This is a genomic window from Symmachiella macrocystis (genome assembly GCF_007860075.1).
Classification (GTDB): domain Bacteria; phylum Planctomycetota; class Planctomycetia; order Planctomycetales; family Planctomycetaceae; genus Symmachiella; species Symmachiella macrocystis.
In genome coordinates this window covers 1,380,427-1,398,260 of the sequence record NZ_SJPP01000001.1, presented here as the reverse complement: position 1 = coordinate 1,398,260, position 17,834 = coordinate 1,380,427, and the positions used below count along the sequence as shown (strand labels likewise).

Genomic DNA, 17,834 nt, shown 5'->3' with positions numbered 1-17,834 from the left:
CAGTGCGTAAGGAATCATGGTATCTAGCCGGTGGCGGACATGCCCCCCAGATGTCAGCTTCTCTGATCCCCGAAGCAGGGAGAGAAGCAGTTGACATGGACGGAGACGAGTCGGGCTCGCCCCAACAGGCTTTTTTCGAAAAAGTTTAGAGCGAAATAAGGTTTTGGCGATGTTTGCAATTTTTGAAGATGGCAGCCACCAACATCAGGTGCAGGTCGGTGACCGACTGACTGTCGACTATCGGGAAGCTGCGGCCGAAGGGGACAGCCTCAAGTTTGATCGCGTCCTGTTGGCCAACGACGGCGAAACCAGCTCCATCGGAAAACCGATGATCGAGGGTGCGGCCGTCGAAACCGAAGTTCTCGAGCAGACCAAGGGCAAAAAGCTCGAAATCGTGAAGTTTCGCCGCCGCAAAAACTCACGAACCCACACCGGACACCGTCAAAAGTACACCTCTGTCCGCGTGACGGGAATCACGGTACCCGGCATGGTCTTCACCGCCCCGCCAGCCGACGAACCGGCCGCCGCTGCTGCCGAACCAGAAGCTGCTGCCGACGATGCAAAAGCCGAAGCCGAAGAATAGTCGCGGCTTCGAAGTGGCAAGCAGTCAGCCTTCACCCGGCTAACCGGTCGTCGCTGCGCAAAGCGTGCTTGCCCCCATTGCTGTTCGTTGGCTGAACAGCAACCATTAAAAAGCCCCCAAACGGGTGCCACTGGCGGCTCGTCCACCAGTGTGGCTGCCCCAGGTCGAATCTCTCTGGGCCAAAGATGCCGGTGGGCGGACTTGCCGCAAAGTTTCTGGCGATTCGCAAACCTCTTTCACGGCTGCGCCGTCCCGCGAGGAGTATCTGTCGGGGCTACTCAGCGTTCCCGCAGATAGTACCGCGGCAGCCTTCGGGCCTTGGGCGTCGACTACATTGCAATCATATATCGAAACCGGACATCTACTTTCGCTGCCGATTTCAACACGGCGCGAAACGACTCAAGTTCCGCCTCCAATTCCTTGTTAGCGTCTGCGGTTACTTCATCACCGATTGCTTCAAGCAATGCCTCAACCGTCACTAATCCCTGGCTGGCATCAAACCACTCCACCGATGGGATCTCATCCAGTCCCTCGATGTCGTCGCCTAGAAAATCGGCACAGTCGACTTCGTCCATGGATGTAAAATCAGACAATGGCTGGACTCCACATTTTTCGGCCAGGTTGTCGAGCAATTTCTGTTCAGCAAATATTTGTCTCCCCTCCAAATCGTCCGGAGAGATGCCCGGCAGGTTGCGGTCGAGCAACAACATTACTGCGATATCCATGGCTTACCTCGTGAGCACACAAATCGAGTAGGCTTCAATTCTCTTTCGCATAAATCTCTGACATCTTGCGGAAATAGGGAATCGCGTATTTGTCGATCATGGAAAACATGTGATCGACGCGAACAAAGACATTGACCTCATCATCACACAAGGGCTCGGGGTATAGCTCGGGATGATCCGCCATCCATTCCCGCTCTTGATCCCGTGTAAACATGAAGTCCAAACTGTCGCCGAATAACAGGTCCCACTCGGCTGGTGGCAATTCGTATTCTTCCCTGATGCACCACGAACAGGCTACATTGTCCCCAAACATGCTAATCGCAAATTGAATTCCATTGTTATTGAGCTCGACATCACTTGGCTGTCCATATCGGGCGAATGCCGGAGATTTATCATTTGGAACGACCGCCAAGTGGGGCGAAAACTGTCTTTTACGTCCGTCTACGTACAAAATCAAATAGCAGCGGAGGCCACTAAACGATTCGCATCGATGAACCAAATCATACTCCAGCCCTTCGCATTTCACCTTCTCAAAATCGGGATAGCTTTCCTTCAGCCGCTGTTTGAATCGCGACTCCACAAGTTTCCGAACACCCTTCATCGCATCCTCTGGCGACTTGAAATTGAAGATGAATTGTTTCCCAACAAATAGTGCGGTCGGTCAGACAGTCGCTCGACGTATTTTTCGCGTCAGGCGGGAGCCTGACCTACGCAAGACTCTCACCCATCACGTGGTTTTGGGCAGGGCGGGCCAGGGTAGTTGTGTGAGTCGCGCGTAGTGTTCGGCGACTAGTTTGCGGTCTGCTTCTGCTGGTAATCCGGTTCGCGAGCCGAGTTCGATTTGCAAAGCTTGGCGGAAGAGTGCGCGGTGGAAAGCGGGGTCGGTTGTGCGGCGTGAGACTTGCTCGATCATATTTAGCAACGAAAGTGTGACCTCTAAGTTGCTGCTGCCATATTGCCGCAACAGGCTAAAGGCGGCGTCGGTGATGTGTTCGGGGGTTTGTTTCGTCACCAGCAAGCGCGCGACGCCTTGGCTGTCGGTCAGTACGGGCGATTTCATGGCATGTTCGGCAATGCGGCACAACCCGGCGCGCAATTGTTCGATTGCCATCATGGCTGTGATGGGATCATTGATCGCCGGCGAGAGCGACCGGATGGCCAGTTGGACCAGTTGATTGACGGGGAATTCGACATCTTGTTCGTTCGTCCGGTCGACGCCCAGCAGCAAGGCCGTGTTAACGGTTGACGAGAGCAGATTGGGATCGTCCAGTTCAGCGGACGTAAAGGCAATCGTGTCGCCGGGAACGACAAAGTCACCCGATCGGACCGGCACGTGAACTAGCAAATCATGCTTTTCGGCCATTTGCAGCAGCTCAGTATGTTCGATCGCTTGGATGTAACCACGGCTGGTTGCACCAACGGCAAACGTGGCGGATGCGAACAAGTCATCCGCGGCATTGGAATCGAATTTCTCATCATCCAACGTCGCATCGAATTCACGATTGATGGTGATGTCGAGATCCGCACCCACCGCCGCGATGATATGCGAGGCTTGCAATGATGCGGAGAGATGATTGATAAAATAGATCAGCACACCCAAGCTGAACAGCGCCAGTAGGATTGCTGTCCGCACGGAGATCTCCGGAACAAACGGATCATTGCCACTGGCGTGCACGGTTCGCAGCACGAGCACGCAATACACAAACGTGCTGATAAACGTGCCGATGGCCACTTGATCGACGCGATCGCGTAAAAATGTCCGCAGTAATCGCGGCCCAAATTGTGATGAGGCGAGCGTCAGTGCCACGATGACGATGGAAAACACCACCCCAAAAATGGTCACCATCGAAGCGGCCAATGTCGCTAAGAGCGCCCTGGCCCCGTCGGCGCCGCCGGGGTAGTACCAGTTTGTGCCGCCTTTGTTGGCCAGCAGAGTGTAGTCGATCTTGAGCGTAACCAGAGACAAAATCATCGCGCCGCCCGCCATCAGACAGGGCAAAAACCAATAGCTGGAACGAATCGAGTTCCAGGTGATCGCGAATTTGATTTTCATAAGGGCCGTTGAAATGCGCTGGAGGGAACTCGAAGGATGACGAGGGGTGCGCCGGGAGGCTGCTTTGCAAAGCCACCGGCGGAAGCGATGTTAGTGCACCAGCGTTTGAAGTACAAATCAGGTTGCGGTGGGTGGTTACATGCCTGATGGGATCAGAGGCGTGAAATACTAACCGCGTCATGCAGCGCAAGATCTACGTCGTGATGGCCTGCAGTGCTTCAACGGCGGCGTCGATATCCTCTGCCGTTGAAAACGGCCCAGGGCTGAGGCGGACGGTGCCGCCTGCCTGTTTGGTGCCGAGGGATTCGTGGATGCGGGGGGCGCAGTGGAGGCCGGCGCGGGTTTGGATGGCGAAGCTGTCGTCGAGGATGCCTGCCAAGTCCTGCGGGTCGAAACCCTCTAGCGTGATGCTCACCACGGCGACGCGCTCTGTCGGGTCGGTGGGACCGTATTGTGTGAGGCCGGGGATGGCGGCTAGGCCTTCCAACAATTGTGCGGTCAGTTGCTGTTCGTGGGCGCGGATGTTGTCGATGCCGCGCTCGGTTAGAAAATCGAGCGCCGCCACTAGGCCGACCAAGCCGGGGGCGTTGTGATTGCCCGATTCGTATTTGTCAGGCAGGCTGTCCGGTTGACGGTCGTCTTCACTCTGCGTCCCCGTGCCCCCTTGCCGCAAGCTCCGCAGCCGCTGTTCGATGCCCGGCCGCACGTACAACAATCCCGTCCCCAACGGGCCGAGCAGGCCTTTGTGTCCGGCGCAGCACAGCACATCGATCGGCAATTCGGCCAAATTGAGCGGAATGTGCCCGGCGGATTGAGCGGCATCGACGACGAAAGTTGCGCCGGCATTCCGCGCGATCTCACCAATGTCAGCGATTGGTTGAATCGTGCCGGTGACATTCGACGCATGATTCACAGCCACGACACTTGTGTCGGGTCGCATAGCAGCACGAATCTCTTCCGGGGCGACGCGGCCGACAGCATCGACGGGGACGTAGGTGACTTCGATACCCAGCCGGTCCTGCAATTCCCGCAGCGGTCGCAGGACGGAGTTATGTTCCACATCGGTCGTCACGACGTGTGCGGAGGAGTCGATCAAACCGTGCAGGGCGGTGTTGAGGCTATCGGTGCAATTGAAGGTGAAGGCGATACGGTCGGGCGACTCGGCTCCCAACAATTCCGCCGCCCGCGAGCGACAACGATTCACGCTCCCTTGTAACTCAACTGCCTGGTCAAACGCCCCGCGTCCGACGGCGATGCCCAGGTGACGATTGTAATGATCGACGGCATCGTAGACGGCCTCCGGTTTGGGAAAACTGGTGGCGGCGTTGTCGAGATAGATACGGTTGACGGGATTCATGGCCACAGATTGAACACAGATGAAACACGGACATGGAACTCGTTCCCATGCTCTGGCTTGGGAACGCACATTCGCGAAGCTCTGCTTCGCTAGCGGCGGCTTGTTTGGGAATTTGGTTGGCGCTGGGGGCTCTCGAAGCGGAGCTTCGAGAAATGGGGGTCCCGAACAGAGTATGGGAACCAGATGATCCGTGTTAATCCGTGGCTAATGTTATCCCCCGATGGAGTACATCGGCCGATCGGGTTGGATGAAGCGGGCGGTGTTGATTTCGTGGCCTTCTTTTTTGGCAGCGATGGAGGCGCGCATGGCTGTGGCAATTTCCTCGTCGCTGCCGCCGCCGCGAATGATCGATTTCACGTCGGTCTCTTCCAAGCTGAACAGGCAGTTGCGGAGTTTGCCGTCGGCAGTGACGCGGAAGCGGTTGCAGCTCATGCAGAAGGGTTGGCTGACCGAGGCGATCAAACCAATCCGTCCGCGGCCGTCGGCGAATTCAAAATCGGTCGCCGGTGCGCCGGGATCCGTTTGTCCGAGCGGAGTCATTGGCCCGAATTCGCGGCTGAGGATTTCAATGATCTCATGGCCAAAGAGCACCTTGTCGCGTTCCCAGGCGTTGTCGGCATCGAGCGGCATGAATTCGATGAAGCGAATTTCGACGCCCGTGCGGCGTGCGAATTCCCCCAACGGAACAACCTCGTCCTCGGTCAGTCCCCGAACAGCGACGGCGTTGATTTTGACTGGGTTGAAGCCGACTTTCTGCGCGGCTTGGATGCCTTCGATCGCTTTTTCGAATCCGTCGCGTCGCGTGATTTCCTTGAACTTGGCGGCGTTCATGGCATCGAGGCTGACATTGATCCGTCGCATGCCGGCGTCATACAACTCCTGAGCTTGTTCGCCCAGCAGGATGCCGTTGGTGGTGACGCCGATATCCTGAATTTCCGGAATGGCGGCGATCTTGGCCACCAGTTTGTGCAGGTCCCGACGGACAAGCGGCTCGCCCCCGGTGAGGCGGACTTTATTCACCCCCAACCGCACGGCGACTTGGACAAGACGTTCGATTTCCTCAAACGTGAGCAGCAGTTCCCGATCCATGAACTGTACATTCTCCGCCGGCATGCAGTAGAAGCAGCGGATATTGCAACGATCCGTCACACTAATCCGCAAATTCGTATGCACACGTCCGAAGCTGTCAATGAGTTGCTGAGTCATGATCACGGTCGCTGGTTAAAGGTTTTAGCCACGGATTAACACGGATGAAACACGGAAAAGTAACCGTCAGTAAACTAATCGTTTGAACTCGGCTTTGCGTTGACCGAAGTTAATTAACAGGCCCGTTTTGATACCGGTTGCTTTGAGTTCGTTTAATCACTGTGGCTCATCATTTGAATTGTACTCCTTGGCGACTTTGATCTCCACAAGGACAACGTCCTCGACAAGCAAATCCGCGCGATATTCTCCCACAATTGTGTTCTTGTACACCACTTTGATCGCTGTTTCGATCTCGGATTTTAAGCCACGACTTTGCAATTCGACCTGCATGGCCCGTTGGTAGACCCGTTCTAGGAAACCGTAACCGAGTATTTGATGTACTTCAAAAGCCGCGCCGATGATCTGTTCGGTGATATCTTTGTGAGCCAATTCCATCATAGCTCTTTTCCGTGTTTGATCTGTGTGAATCCGTGGCTAGTTTCCCGTTTCGCCGGACTCTGGGGTGGTGCCGGGGTGGACCCATTCTGTGGTGCCGTCGGTGAAGTTTTCTTTTTTCCAGATCGGGACGATTTCTTTGAGGCGGTCGATGAGGTGTCGGGCGGCTTCGAAGGCGTCGGGGCGGTGGGGGGTGCTGACGGCGACGGCGACGCTGACTTCGCCCAGCTCCAAATGCCCGATACGATGGATCATCGCCACTTCGATCACCGGCCAGCGATCGCGGGCTTCGGTCTCCAGTTCGGCCAATTTGGCGAGCGCCATTTCGGGATAAGCGTCGTAATCCAGAGCGGCGGTTTGTCGTCCGGCGGTCATTTCTCGCACGGTGCCGAGGAATAACACGACGGCTCCCGCTTGGTCGGAACGGACCGATTCGGTGAGGGTGGTGTAGTCAATCGTGTCGCGGGTCAATTCGATCATAGGTACGGACCGTCGTTGAGGCGGAGTGGTTTTTGTGAGAAACAGTCACCCGCCGCTGACGGGCGGGAAGCAAGCGATATCGGCGTCGGGAGACAGCACGGTCTCGCTCGAGGCATAATCAGTGCCGATGGCGATCAATAGATTTGGTGACAGCGGCGCTAGCTGAGGAAATTGTGCGGCCAATACTTCGCGAAGAGCGGCGACCGTGCTGCTGTCGGGCAACTCTACGGAGACATGTTCGGCCCCGGCGAGTTCACGGGCCTGGGCAAACAGACGTACGTCGAGTTTCATGTGACGACCAGTGGTTTTTGGGGAGGCTTCAATTTCTCGCGCAGTTCCGGCATCAAGCCGTAAGAGAGCGCGAGGAGTTTGATCGGATGCAGCGTCGGGATCCGCGCGCCTTGCTCCATTTGCATTTTGCAACTGCTGCACTCGGTCGCCCCGATGTCCAGGCTGTCCTCCCGCAACTGGGTGATCAATCCCCAGCCAATGCGGAGCGATTCGCGGAAATTTTGGGTCGATAAGCCGAATGTCCCCGCCATGCCCGAACAGCCTTGCTCAATTTTACGCAGCTTGAGGCCGGGAATCAATTCGAGCAAGTCGGCCAACGGAGTTCGGTCCCCCAGTGCCTTCAAATGGCAGGGGGTGTGATAGCCGACGGTCAGGTCGAGCGGTTCAAAATCGACTTTCAAACGGCCTTCCGCATGCAGATTGGCCAAAAACTGGCCTGCTTCGGTCGTTTGCTCGGAAATCAATTCCAGGTCAGGGTGATCAAGCAGGGCGGGGTATTCCCGCTTTAGGCACAGCGCCGCTGTCGGTTCGGTGCAGACGATCGGAATCTCTTCGCGGGCGAATTCCGCCAATTCGCGGATGTTGTCCTTGGCGATATCGCGGGCGGCATCCAGATCGCCGGTCGAGATGAGCGCCATGCCCGAGATTTGTTGTCCGGCGGGTGCATGCACGGGAATGCCGTTGTGCCGCAGAATGGCGACAAATGCTTTGCCCAATTCGGGATCATGAAGATTGGCGTAGTGATCGACAAAATAGACGACACCTCGACTTTTTCCGCTACGGGACGGATTGCGGGTGAGTGCTTTGTGCGACTTGAGAAACGGTCGTCGGGCAAACAACGGGAGCTTGCGTTGGCGGGCGATGCCGAACATTCTCTCAGCCGCCCAGCGCGAAAGCGGATTTTGTATGGCCCAATTGATCGCCAAGGAAGCGGCACCAATGATTCCGCCGAACAGGTGAACTCGTGACAAATACCATTCGGTCCGTGACAATCCGTTGGAGGCGACGTGCGCGGCCTTGGCTTCGACCATCAAATGCGGGATGTTGACGTTGGTAGGGCATTCCAGTTCGCATTGTTTGCAGTTGAAGCAGAGATCGGCAACCCGTTTGAAATCTGCGCTGGCCAGTAGATCGGCGTCCAGCGTGCCGGCCGCGATTTGCCGCATCAGGTTCGCCTTGGCGCGCGGGCTGGCTTCCTCCAGGTGGCTGGTGCGAAACAAGGGGCACATCCGCTGATCGGCGTCTTGTGTGCGACACGATCCGCAACCGTTGCAACGGACTGCTTCTTCGGCGACCTGCTCCCAATTCCAGTTCATCTGCAGCGGGACAAGATCCTCCGGTGGTTGCGTTGGGGGGCGGAGGTTTTTGATCGTCAGGTGCGGGTCGTCGCTGATGATCTTGCCCGGATTCATGATGTTATGCGGGTCAAAGATCTGTTTGATTTGCTTAAAAACGGCATACAGCGCGCCGTATTGCGAGCGGAGAAACGACGTGCGAGACAACCCGTCGCCATGCTCGCCGCTGATGGTTCCGCCGACCGAAAAAACGACCTGATACAAGTCGCGGGCGATCTCCTCCAACCGATGCGCGTCGGCCGCTGTCGGCTGCGTCAGAAACGGCCGCATGTGCAATTGCCCGGCGGCTGCGTGGGCATAAAGCGATGACGTGACCTCGTGCTTTTTGAAGACGTTCTGGGCGCGAACCAAAAAATCGGGCAAAGCTTCGGGAGGGACGGCGACATCCTCTACGAAGGGCAGCGGATGGGTCGGCCCGGGAAGCCGCATCAATAACGGTACGACTCGTTCGGGCAGGGACCATAAAAACTCGACTTCGTCCGGTTCATAAGCCTCGTGCGTGACCACATTCACGCCGGAAAGGTCGTGCACGGTCGAGATGACCATGCGGATGCGATCGCGAATTTGCCGAGATGTGAATCCAGTCTGTTCGACCAACAGCGCTGCCTCGCCGGTGGTGGGGATCATATCGGCAAACCGCGGATGGGAGTCGCGCGCTAAGGAGAGCACACGGCGGTCTAACAAATCGCAGGCGCTGGGCTGTTGCGGAGCGACGGCCTGCACGGCTCGCAAGGCCGATTCCAACTGTCCAAAGACAATCAACACCGCACCGCGATGCGCCGGCAGCGGACTGGTGTGCAGCGTGGCTGCGGTGAACAGCCCCAACGTCCCTTCGGATCCGACCAGCATCCGCGCCATATTCAAATGCGATGGGGTCAGCACACCGCGCAGGTAGTAGCCCGAACGATTGCGGATCAAGGGGGGTTGGTGAATGCGGATCAACTCGCTATTGTCGTCGAGCAATTTTGCGAGTTTGCTGATCAAGGTCCGTTTGACCGTCGGTGCATCGCTCCCGGAGTCGAGACCGGCGGGACTTTGGGATGAGTGAAACGGTGCCGGAGCGTAGGGTTGACCGGTCAGTTTGGTCAGCGGTTCTTGTCCCAATTCGACAACGTGTCCCCCGGAGAGCACCACTTCCAACTGCCGCACGTGGTCGCGTGTGGAACCGATTCGCACAGAGTGTGAACCAGCGGCATCCAGCGCAAGCATGCTGCCAATGGTCGTGACTCCTGCACCCGAGGGATCGGGGGGGAAGTACCGTCCATTTTTGCGGAGTTCGCGATTCAACATCGAACAGACCACGCCCGGCTGCACGCGGACCGATTCGTCGTCGATGATCTCGATATGACGCATGTGTCTGGAGAAGTCGACGACGATTCCACGTCCTAGCGATTCCCCCGCCAAGCCGGTACCCGCCCCGCGAGCCACCAAGGGAGTGTCGGTTGACGCCGAGTATTTCGCCAACGTGACCACGTCTTCCTGATCACGGGGATAGGCGACACCGGCGGGCGGGATTTGATATAAGCTCGCGTCGTCGGAATACATCGCGACCGTCAACGAGTCACATCGGATTTCTCCTTTGAGGACCCCGCTTAGGTCTTCGGAAATTCGCGTCCGTAATTCATCCACGCGTGAAACCGTTGCTGCCTGCGTTTATTGACGGAAAGGGGTGGTGGAAATGGGTCGTGCGGCGGCCCAGTCATCGGCCAACATTCATTGTCGAGAACCAGTCGGGACAATCAAGTGCGCGGCACCGCCGGGAGGCTGGGGAGGAGCTGCGTTGTTAGCGGTCACAGCGAATGTAGCGACCGGCCGATTCCCCAATCGTTAAGATCCCTACAAAACGAGTCCCCGAGTGGATCGCGATGAGAACGAGGAATAGCCGTCGCTCACATCTCGTGTTTTTCCGACTGCTCTTGCGATTCGGCCAGACGGATCGCCTGCTGTCGATAACGTTCGGCCACTTCCAGGTCAAACGTCGGATGCGGTTCGTTCTGCAGATTTGTCCGACGATGGGCCGCTCCGCAACGGTAACAAACCAACACGTCGGCCATGAACCAAAACAACAGCATATCGACCAATGCAAAAACGACCAACACGGCAATAGCCGTTTTGATCCAATAGTTGTAATAGGCGATCGTGCTGATGAGGATGCCAACCCCCACCATGGCGACACCGATTTTTTGTGGAAAGTCCTTTTGCCGCCAAAGGTCATCGCAACCGCACATCAGACACCGCCGCGGGCGGTTATTGACAATGTCATCTGAAATGACCGGCCGCGACCAATCGCAAGCCTCACAGTGCAACCGATCCGCCGCCGAAGAAATCTCGGCCCGGACCGCTTGTTGACAACTCGGACATCCCCCAGAAACACGCATCGTCTCATTCGCCTATAAAAAATCAATCACCGCACACAAATAACCGTAGGGTGCGTCGCGACGCACCTTTCTAGGTAGGAAGGTGCGCGTCACTCACAAAATACGTTAGCCACAGATTGAACACGGATCTAACAGGGGCTCTATGGCCATTAAAACGTCGCTCCCAACTCAAAGAATAGCAGGATGCCGCTGAGTTCTCCAAGGAAGGTGACAATCACCCCCACGAACAACACCCCCGTCGCCGCCTGGGTATTGCGATATTTTAATATTCGCCAAGCCATCCAATACGTGACCAGCGGGGCCAACACGCCGAAACACCACCGCATCAACAGCAACATCACCATCGTCAAACCGGCGATTTCCGGCCAACCCCACCACAGGGCGACCGCTGAGACCAACAACCGGACCACAGCAGCGACACCGTAGAATTTCGTCATTCGCAGCAACGGGTCGAGCGACATCTCCGGAGCGGTCAAATACCAATGTCCCAACAACATCCCCGTCATCGCCCCGCCCAGAATCGCGCCGGAGGAAACATCGGATATCCATTGAAACCATACCGGCGAAACTGCGTCGCTGTTGCGGAAGGCACCCATCGCCAAACCGGCAACCGCCGCTGCTAAAATCAAAAGGACCAGTCGATAAGCACCGGCTTTGCGTTCCAGCATCCAGAGGACCGACCCCAGAAACGCCAAGACGGCAATCACGACGCAATCAACCGTCAGCCAGGTTGAGGAGAGCATCGCGTTTTGTTCGATCGTCCCCCCAGTGCCGGCGAACATCGACGCCAGCACGCCCAACCCCATGACCACCAGCATTTGAATGCGGTAAAACCCCGACGAGGTTTTCCGGTAGTCGCTGGTCGCGAGCATCAGCGCCATGCCGCATATCAGCCGCAGAGTAAATTGTGTCAGAGCCTGGGAGAGCATCGTAAGTTATTCGGGAGAAGGAATTCGGAGAGCCCCCGGGCGGACGGAGACCGCAAGCATGGAAAAGTGTTCGACCGCCAGCCACGCACCGGTCTGGTCCGCCTAATTATCACTTTTTTTTCGGCTCACTAGGATGGCGCCAAGGATAGTACCGAAAAAAATTACTATCACGACAAGCAATAACCATCGTGGCAAAAGGCCTGGGATCGAGATGTATTTCGCAAACATCAATCCATCTCCTTGGTGAACCGTCTGCATTACTGGGTTATTTTTTCATTACCCAGTCTTCGTCGAAGACCGCATGATAGATTTGCGTGCGGCGTTCGGTGAAGATCACGTGGATTTTTCCGTCGCGGGTTTGTATCGCATAAGGGTAACCCAAATCGACGTGGGACGCTCCCATGATGACGTTGCGGTACGGATAGGATTTGTCCATGTCGGTCGACAGGGCGACCGAAAGCGGGATGCGGCTGTTGGGGCTGTCGTTGTAGACCATCAACAAATTGCCGCTTTGCAGTTTCAGAAAATCCATGGCAGCGTTGGGATTGGGGAATTCGGAATTCCGGCCTTCACTCCAGGTCTGGCCGCCGTCATGCGATTCACTACGGACGATGAAACCTTTTTCATCCGGACCGTAACCGCCGCCGCGACGGCAATAGGCGACGACATAATCCTTTTTCAATTCCGCTCCCGCTGGTTGGATATTGCCGTTGGGAGATTTGATCCGTTCGCTTTCAGTCCAAGTCTTGGTTTTGGGATTGAAGCGAAAGAACATCGACGTGCTTTCCGGGCCAACGATTTCGCGATCATCGCCCCGTTCGCAATAGGCCGGGAGCATGTAATCGCCGTTGGAGAGCGCAAACGGCCGGCCTTGGACCATCATGCCTTCTTCGAGTGTCAACAACCGGGAGTCGGTCCAGGTCTTGGCGCCGTCGTGTGAGATTTTGTACTTGATCCGCGACGAGGACCATGTGTCGCCAAAGCGAACGACGTAAAACAGATAGACGTCCCCATCCGGTGCCTGCCAAACCACACCGTTGCCGTCGGTACGGTGCGGAGTATTCGCCAGCACGACCGGTTTGGTCCAGGTGCTGCTCCCCTTGGGCAATCGTCCGCCGTAAACGGCTGTATCGGCCGCATACTCCCCATCGCCGCCGTAATAGGCGACGAACAGGTCACCGTTGTCCAATTCGGTGATTGAGACAGGGTGCTTGTATTTATTGGGCAAATCCGGCCCATAAACCTTAGTGATTTTCAATTCACTCGCGGTCGCGAAGGACGTACTGCAGGCCATTATCAGGCAGATGAAAAGCTGTCGCATGGAATTTCCCGGTGTTTTCGCAGTTTTATTGAGAGTATCGATGAGTCATGCATTTTAAGCTGCGGGCGGGGTGGAATGCGAGCCTGCGGAAGGGCGGGGCGGTGGGAATACTTAGCGGAGAGGCGATCTGCGGGTTCAATTGTGGGATTGAGCGCAGGGGGACGCGGTGAATAGCTGGGACGAATTTTGAGAACGCCTAGCTACCGAGACGTTTCTCATTGTTTTGACAGGCGTGGCCACCATGTCGAATTATTCTAGTCGATGCCCTGGCTGGGGCTGATGCAACGAAAACCGAGGCAGCGGCCGCGGGCATAGGGGGCTCGGCCGCGACGGAAGGAGCTGCGACACAACTCAACCGGTCCGACCCAGCTTCCGCCGCGTTCGCTACGCACCTGACCGGCAGTCCGGTTGACGGGATTAGGTGCTGTTGCTTCCGGTGTGCGGTAAAAGTTTTCGTCATACCAGTCTCGGCACCACTGCCACACATTCCCCGCCACGTGGTGCAGGCCGAACGGCGACATGCCGAGTTGCTCATTGACGTCGGACAAGGGAAGCGTTTGGATTTGATATTCGACCGATTTGCGATGCCGTCCAAAATTCATGTGTTGTTGAGTTGGTGCCTCTTCACCCCAGGGGTACTGCCGTGACTTCGCTCCACGCGCGGCGTATTCCCACTGGGCTTCGCTGGGCAAGAACGATTCACCATCCTGCTCCGACGCATGCCGATAGCCGCGCCAATCACGGCCGTTGGCCCACAGGGAATAGGCATTCGCGCCGTACCAGGAAACCAGAATCATCGGCCAATGTTCGGTCCCGGCAATCGGTTGCCAGAGCTGGTCCCGCCGTTCGACCGGCATATAAATCACCCGGTCGTCGCTCGAATCGAGAATGAAGAATTCGGCGAAAGTTTCGGCCGGGACATTTGAAATAGAATTGAGGAATCGGCAATAGGCGGTCGTTGAGACCGGCTCCGCATCAATTAAGAACGCATCTATACCAACGACGTGCTGCGGTTGTTCATCCGCTCGCGCAGCGGGACCACTATAGCCGATTTCGACTTCAGCGGTCGGGATGAAAAGGCAACGCATGCCATCGATGCGACGACGATATTGCGGTGGTCCCTCATTGGTTTCCAACTTCTCGAACGTGGGGACATTGTTGTTTTGTTCCGGTTGCCAAATACCGTCGAGTTGAGAGAAGGGGACAATCGGTCCCGGTTTTGGATCGACAATGGAATATCGCCAACCTTGTCGCTGCGGTTGCCCGGTTCCCTGTTGCAAGTAAACCAATTCCGCTAAATCAGCCAGTCGAAACGGCTGCCGCGTGAAAACCGCCTTGTAAACCGAATTGGGATCATTGTCAGGAATCGTGACGTCGAACGACTCTTCCACCTCCATGATCAATTCGATGATATCTAGGCTGTCGCAATGCAGGTCCTCAATTAACCGCGAACGCGAGGTCACCTCCAGGCGGGGTATTCCCAAATGCTCTGAAGCGATGTCGCAGACCTGATGTTCGATCTCGGTGAGACGGAGCCGTTGTTGGAGCGTCATTGTTTATCTTCTCGCTATTTCAATGCGATGCGACTTATGAGCGTGGTCGTTCAGTCGATTCAGCATACCACACGCTATCGGAGATTGGTAAACCGGTTTGCCCGCGCTCGGCCGGTTGGGTACGATAAATTCTAGAACCATGCCCTCTCCCTCCGCACAGCAGGAGCCGTTCGATGACGCAGCCGTTAGATCGCCGAGAGTTTTTGTCGCACGCCTCCGCCACAGCTTTGGCCGCCGGAGCTGGGGCCGTTTTTCTGCCGGGACGCACTCCTCATCTGAAAGCCGACGACGTGAACGATCTTGCTACGATGCCCATCATCGATACGCACCAACATCTGTGGGACCTCAGTAAATTCAATATCCCCTGGACCAAAAACGAAGGGGTGAAAGTCCTCAATCGCGATTACCTCACGACGGACTACTTGAAGGCGACCGAGGGGCTGAACGTCGTCAAAGCGGTCTATATGGAAGTCGACGTGCATCCCGACCACCAAGTGAAAGAGGCGGAGCACATCAAACGGTTGTGTGCCAGTGACGACAATCCAACCGTGGCGGCGGTGATTTCGGGCCGGCCCAGTTCGCCGGAGTTTGCGGCATACATTAAAAAAGTGGCTGACGGCAAATACATCAAAGGAGTCCGGCGGGTCTTACACGATGCACAGATCCCGGCGGGATTGTGCCTGGAGCCACAGTTCGTCAAGAACGTTCAACTACTGGGCGACATGAATCTCAGCTACGACCTCTGTATGCGCAGCGGCGAGGTGATCGACACGGTCAAGCTGGTCGATCAATGCCCCGAGACGCGGTTTATTCTCGACCATTGCGGCAACATGGATGTCACCAGCACCGATGAAAAAGCGATCAACACCTGGAAGCGGGGCGTGCGGGAATTGGCCGAGCGGGACAACGTGATCTGCAAGATTTCCGGCATCGTTGTGACGGCCAAGCCCAAGACCTGGAAGCCGGCCGATTTAGCACCGGTCGTCAACTATTGCCTCGACAGCTTCGGCCCCGACCGCGTCGTCTTCGGCGGCGACTGGCCGGTCTGCACGCTCAAGGCCTCCTACGCGCAGTGGGTGAACGCCCTCAAGGAAATCGTCAGCACGAGGAGTGCGGAGGAGCAACGCAAGTTATTCCACGACAATGCGGTACGGCACTACGGTTTGTCGTGATTGCCGCCAGTGGCACCTTAAAATCAATTCCCTGATCAATCGTCGCGGTGGAATTTCAGATACCGGCCCGGAACGGTTTCGGGTGTTTGATCGACCGCCACGCCATCGGCGATGATCGGGACGCCGTTGACCAGCACGTGTTCGATGCCGGTCGATAATTGACGGGGATCTTTAAACGTTGCATGATCCGTGACGGTCTCCGCATCGAACACCACGACGTCGGCATAGAATCCCTCGCGGAGTTCGCCTCGATTGACGAGACCGAATCGCTGTGCAGGATACCCGGCGAGTTTGTAGACCGATTCCTCCAACGAAAACAACTTCCGGTCGCGGACCAAGGGGCCTAATAACCTCGGGGCGGAACCGTACATGCGCGGATGCACGGGACCATCTTCGCAATAGATGCCATCGGTGCCCATCATGTAAAGATCGTGTTGCAGAATTGGCTCGATGTGCCGGTCGTCCCCTTCGTTAAAGACCAACAGCACACCCAATCGCTCTTCGATCAGCAGATCCATCAAGGCTTCGGCGGCCGGCTTGCCGGTTTCGGCGACGTATTCATCGAGCGGTTTGCCTTGGTGCCGGGAATTCTCCTTGGAGTGGGTCCAGGCGATATGGATTTCATCGAGCGGGAGTTTGTAGTTTTTCAAGCCGACTTCCGCCCGTTCTCGAATCACGGGGTCAGCCAGTTTGCTGATGGCATGAATTGGTCCTTGTTCCCAGACGTCGTAAGGGACGAGGTAACTCAACATCGTCGAGCCGGGCGAATAGGGATAAACGTCAAAGGACAGATCCACTTCTCGCCGCGCGGTTTCTAGGTATTCTAGAATTTCCTCGACCGCTTGAGGGTCACTCCCCTTGAGGTGCGAAATGTGTACGGGGACGCCGGCGCGACGGCCGATGTCGACTGCCTCGCGCATGCCGTCCAACGTGCCGCGTTTGTATCGCACGTGCGAGACATACAGCCCGCCGGCGGCCGCCATGGCTGTGCAGGCATCGGCCAATTCGTCGGTGGTGGAAAAGCATTGGCAGATGTAATCCAGCCCCGTCGACAGCCCCACACCCCCTTGCGCCATCCCCTCGGTGATGGCAGCTTTGATCTGCCGCATTTGAAAATCGTCGACCGCTCCGCGGCCCCAGCCCCGCACATTGGCGCGAATGTTCGCATACGGAACGTGCGTGGCCACATTCTGCGCTGTGCGGCCGTCGAGCAAGTTCAGATAGTCTTCAAGGCTTTCCCAGCCGCTGTAGTCGGCCAGTCCCAATCCGTTGAGCGCCTTGAGGTAAAACATCCAATCGCGAGCGGTGAGCGGCGTGACCGGCGCATAGGAAATGCCATCGGCCATCAGGACTTCGGTCGTGAAGCCTTGCGTGGTCTTGGGCAGCAGATGCGGCTTTTTCAGCAGCCAGCCGTCGCTATGGTTATGTACGTCAACAAAACCGGGGGCGACAATTTTGTTGCGGGCGTCGATTCGCTGCGTCGCTTGTGCCGCACTGAGGTCCCCAATGGCGCGAATTCGGTCGTCGGTGATGCCAATGTCGGCACGGACACGCGGGGCTTTTGTCCCGTCGATGACCGTACCGCCTTCGATGATGCTATCAAACAATGTCAGTTGCTCCTGGTGTATCGTGATCACTCTATCATCGTGAAAAAAAAGGAATTCGCAAGCCGCTCGGTCTCCGGCAGACGGCGCGAAATCAGCATTGCCCGCTGCATCCTTGCCCGGTAGGCTGTATTTTCGCTTGCGGTAATGCACGGTGAGGGATTCCAAACAGACCTGTTAGGAGACGATCAATGAGTGGCGCGCAAGAACAGACCGTTATGTTGAAAGACCGTCAAATGGCCTACCTGCAAGAAATGGCGGACAAACATGGTCTCGCCGACGCTTCAAAGGCCTTGCGTTGCTTGATTGATTTTTCAATCTCCAACGCCGCTGAAGAATCGCGGATCTTCACCGAAATCCGCTGCAACGATTGTTGATCCGCATTTTTACTT

At 56.5% G+C, this 17,834-nt stretch carries 17 protein-coding genes; 3 read left to right on the top strand and 14 right to left on the bottom strand.

The features are described 5' to 3' along the window. Positions 1-169: 169 nt before the first annotated feature. A complete protein-coding gene (gene rplU, locus CA54_RS05390; protein ID WP_146369814.1) occupies positions 170-583 on the top strand; it encodes a 50S ribosomal protein L21 in 414 nt (137 codons plus the stop codon). A 329-nt stretch (positions 584-912) separates the two neighbouring features. On the opposite strand, the gene CA54_RS05385 is transcribed toward rplU, so the two are convergent. The 13 genes from CA54_RS05385 to CA54_RS05325 form a co-directional block, all read right to left on the bottom strand. After that, entirely contained in the window at positions 913-1,293 is a 381-nt protein-coding gene (locus CA54_RS05385; RefSeq protein ID WP_146369813.1) for a hypothetical protein, read from the bottom strand. Positions 1,294-1,342: 49 nt separating this feature from the next. Then, entirely contained in the window at positions 1,343-1,909 is a 567-nt protein-coding gene (locus CA54_RS05380) for a hypothetical protein (RefSeq protein WP_146369812.1), read from the bottom strand. 126 nt (positions 1,910-2,035) lie between these two features. After that, a complete protein-coding gene (locus CA54_RS05375; RefSeq protein ID WP_146369811.1) occupies positions 2,036-3,361 on the bottom strand; it encodes a DUF2254 domain-containing protein in 1,326 nt (441 codons plus the stop codon). A gap of 193 nt (positions 3,362-3,554) precedes the next feature. Then, complete coding sequence (locus CA54_RS05370) at positions 3,555-4,718, bottom strand: aminotransferase class V-fold PLP-dependent enzyme (protein WP_146369810.1); 1,164 nt, start codon at positions 4,716-4,718, stop codon at positions 3,555-3,557. 210 nt (positions 4,719-4,928) lie between these two features. Then, complete coding sequence (moaA, locus tag CA54_RS05365) at positions 4,929-5,924, bottom strand: GTP 3',8-cyclase MoaA (RefSeq protein ID WP_146369809.1); 996 nt, start codon at positions 5,922-5,924, stop codon at positions 4,929-4,931. 156 nt (positions 5,925-6,080) lie between these two features. Continuing rightward, the gene (locus tag CA54_RS05360; RefSeq protein ID WP_197532215.1) at positions 6,081-6,362 is read right to left on the bottom strand and encodes a GxxExxY protein; all 282 of its coding nucleotides are present in this window, start codon (positions 6,360-6,362) and stop codon (positions 6,081-6,083) included. A 36-nt stretch (positions 6,363-6,398) separates the two neighbouring features. Beyond that, positions 6,399-6,839 carry a molybdenum cofactor biosynthesis protein MoaE gene (locus tag CA54_RS05355; RefSeq protein ID WP_146369808.1) on the bottom strand — a complete coding sequence of 147 codons (441 nt, stop codon included), beginning with the start codon at positions 6,837-6,839 and terminating at the stop codon, positions 6,399-6,401. A gap of 45 nt (positions 6,840-6,884) precedes the next feature. Then, positions 6,885-7,130 (bottom strand): MoaD/ThiS family protein, encoded by a 246-nt coding sequence (locus tag CA54_RS05350; RefSeq protein WP_146369807.1) that lies wholly within the window; start codon positions 7,128-7,130, stop codon positions 6,885-6,887. Beyond that, positions 7,127-10,114, bottom strand: a complete 2,988-nt coding sequence (locus CA54_RS05345) for an FAD-binding and (Fe-S)-binding domain-containing protein (RefSeq protein ID WP_146369806.1) — start codon at positions 10,112-10,114, stop codon at positions 7,127-7,129. The genes CA54_RS05350 and CA54_RS05345 overlap by 4 nt, the downstream gene beginning before the upstream one ends. A 260-nt stretch (positions 10,115-10,374) precedes the next feature. After that, positions 10,375-10,863, bottom strand: a complete 489-nt coding sequence (locus tag CA54_RS05340) for a hypothetical protein (protein ID WP_146369805.1) — start codon at positions 10,861-10,863, stop codon at positions 10,375-10,377. A 149-nt stretch (positions 10,864-11,012) separates the two neighbouring features. Beyond that, positions 11,013-11,744, bottom strand: coding sequence for a hypothetical protein (locus CA54_RS05335; RefSeq protein WP_146369804.1), 732 nt, complete (start codon positions 11,742-11,744; stop codon positions 11,013-11,015). A gap of 313 nt (positions 11,745-12,057) precedes the next feature. After that, entirely contained in the window at positions 12,058-13,113 is a 1,056-nt protein-coding gene (locus tag CA54_RS05330; protein ID WP_146369803.1) for a sialidase family protein, read from the bottom strand. Positions 13,114-13,367: 254 nt separating this feature from the next. Continuing rightward, complete coding sequence (locus CA54_RS05325) at positions 13,368-14,666, bottom strand: SUMF1/EgtB/PvdO family nonheme iron enzyme (RefSeq protein WP_146369802.1); 1,299 nt, start codon at positions 14,664-14,666, stop codon at positions 13,368-13,370. 173 nt (positions 14,667-14,839) lie between these two features. Here CA54_RS05325 and CA54_RS05320 point away from each other — a divergent pair, with 173 nt between their 5' ends. Next, positions 14,840-15,838, top strand: a complete 999-nt coding sequence (locus CA54_RS05320) for an amidohydrolase family protein (RefSeq protein WP_146369801.1) — start codon at positions 14,840-14,842, stop codon at positions 15,836-15,838. 35 nt (positions 15,839-15,873) lie between these two features. Here the strand turns inward: CA54_RS05320 and CA54_RS05315 are convergent, their stop codons facing one another. Next, positions 15,874-17,475, bottom strand: coding sequence for an N-acyl-D-amino-acid deacylase family protein (locus CA54_RS05315; RefSeq protein WP_197532214.1), 1,602 nt, complete (start codon positions 17,473-17,475; stop codon positions 15,874-15,876). 158 nt (positions 17,476-17,633) lie between these two features. On the opposite strand from CA54_RS05315, the gene CA54_RS05310 reads away from it, so the two are divergent. Further along, entirely contained in the window at positions 17,634-17,819 is a 186-nt protein-coding gene (locus tag CA54_RS05310; RefSeq protein WP_146369800.1) for a hypothetical protein, read from the top strand. Positions 17,820-17,834 lie beyond the last annotated feature (15 nt).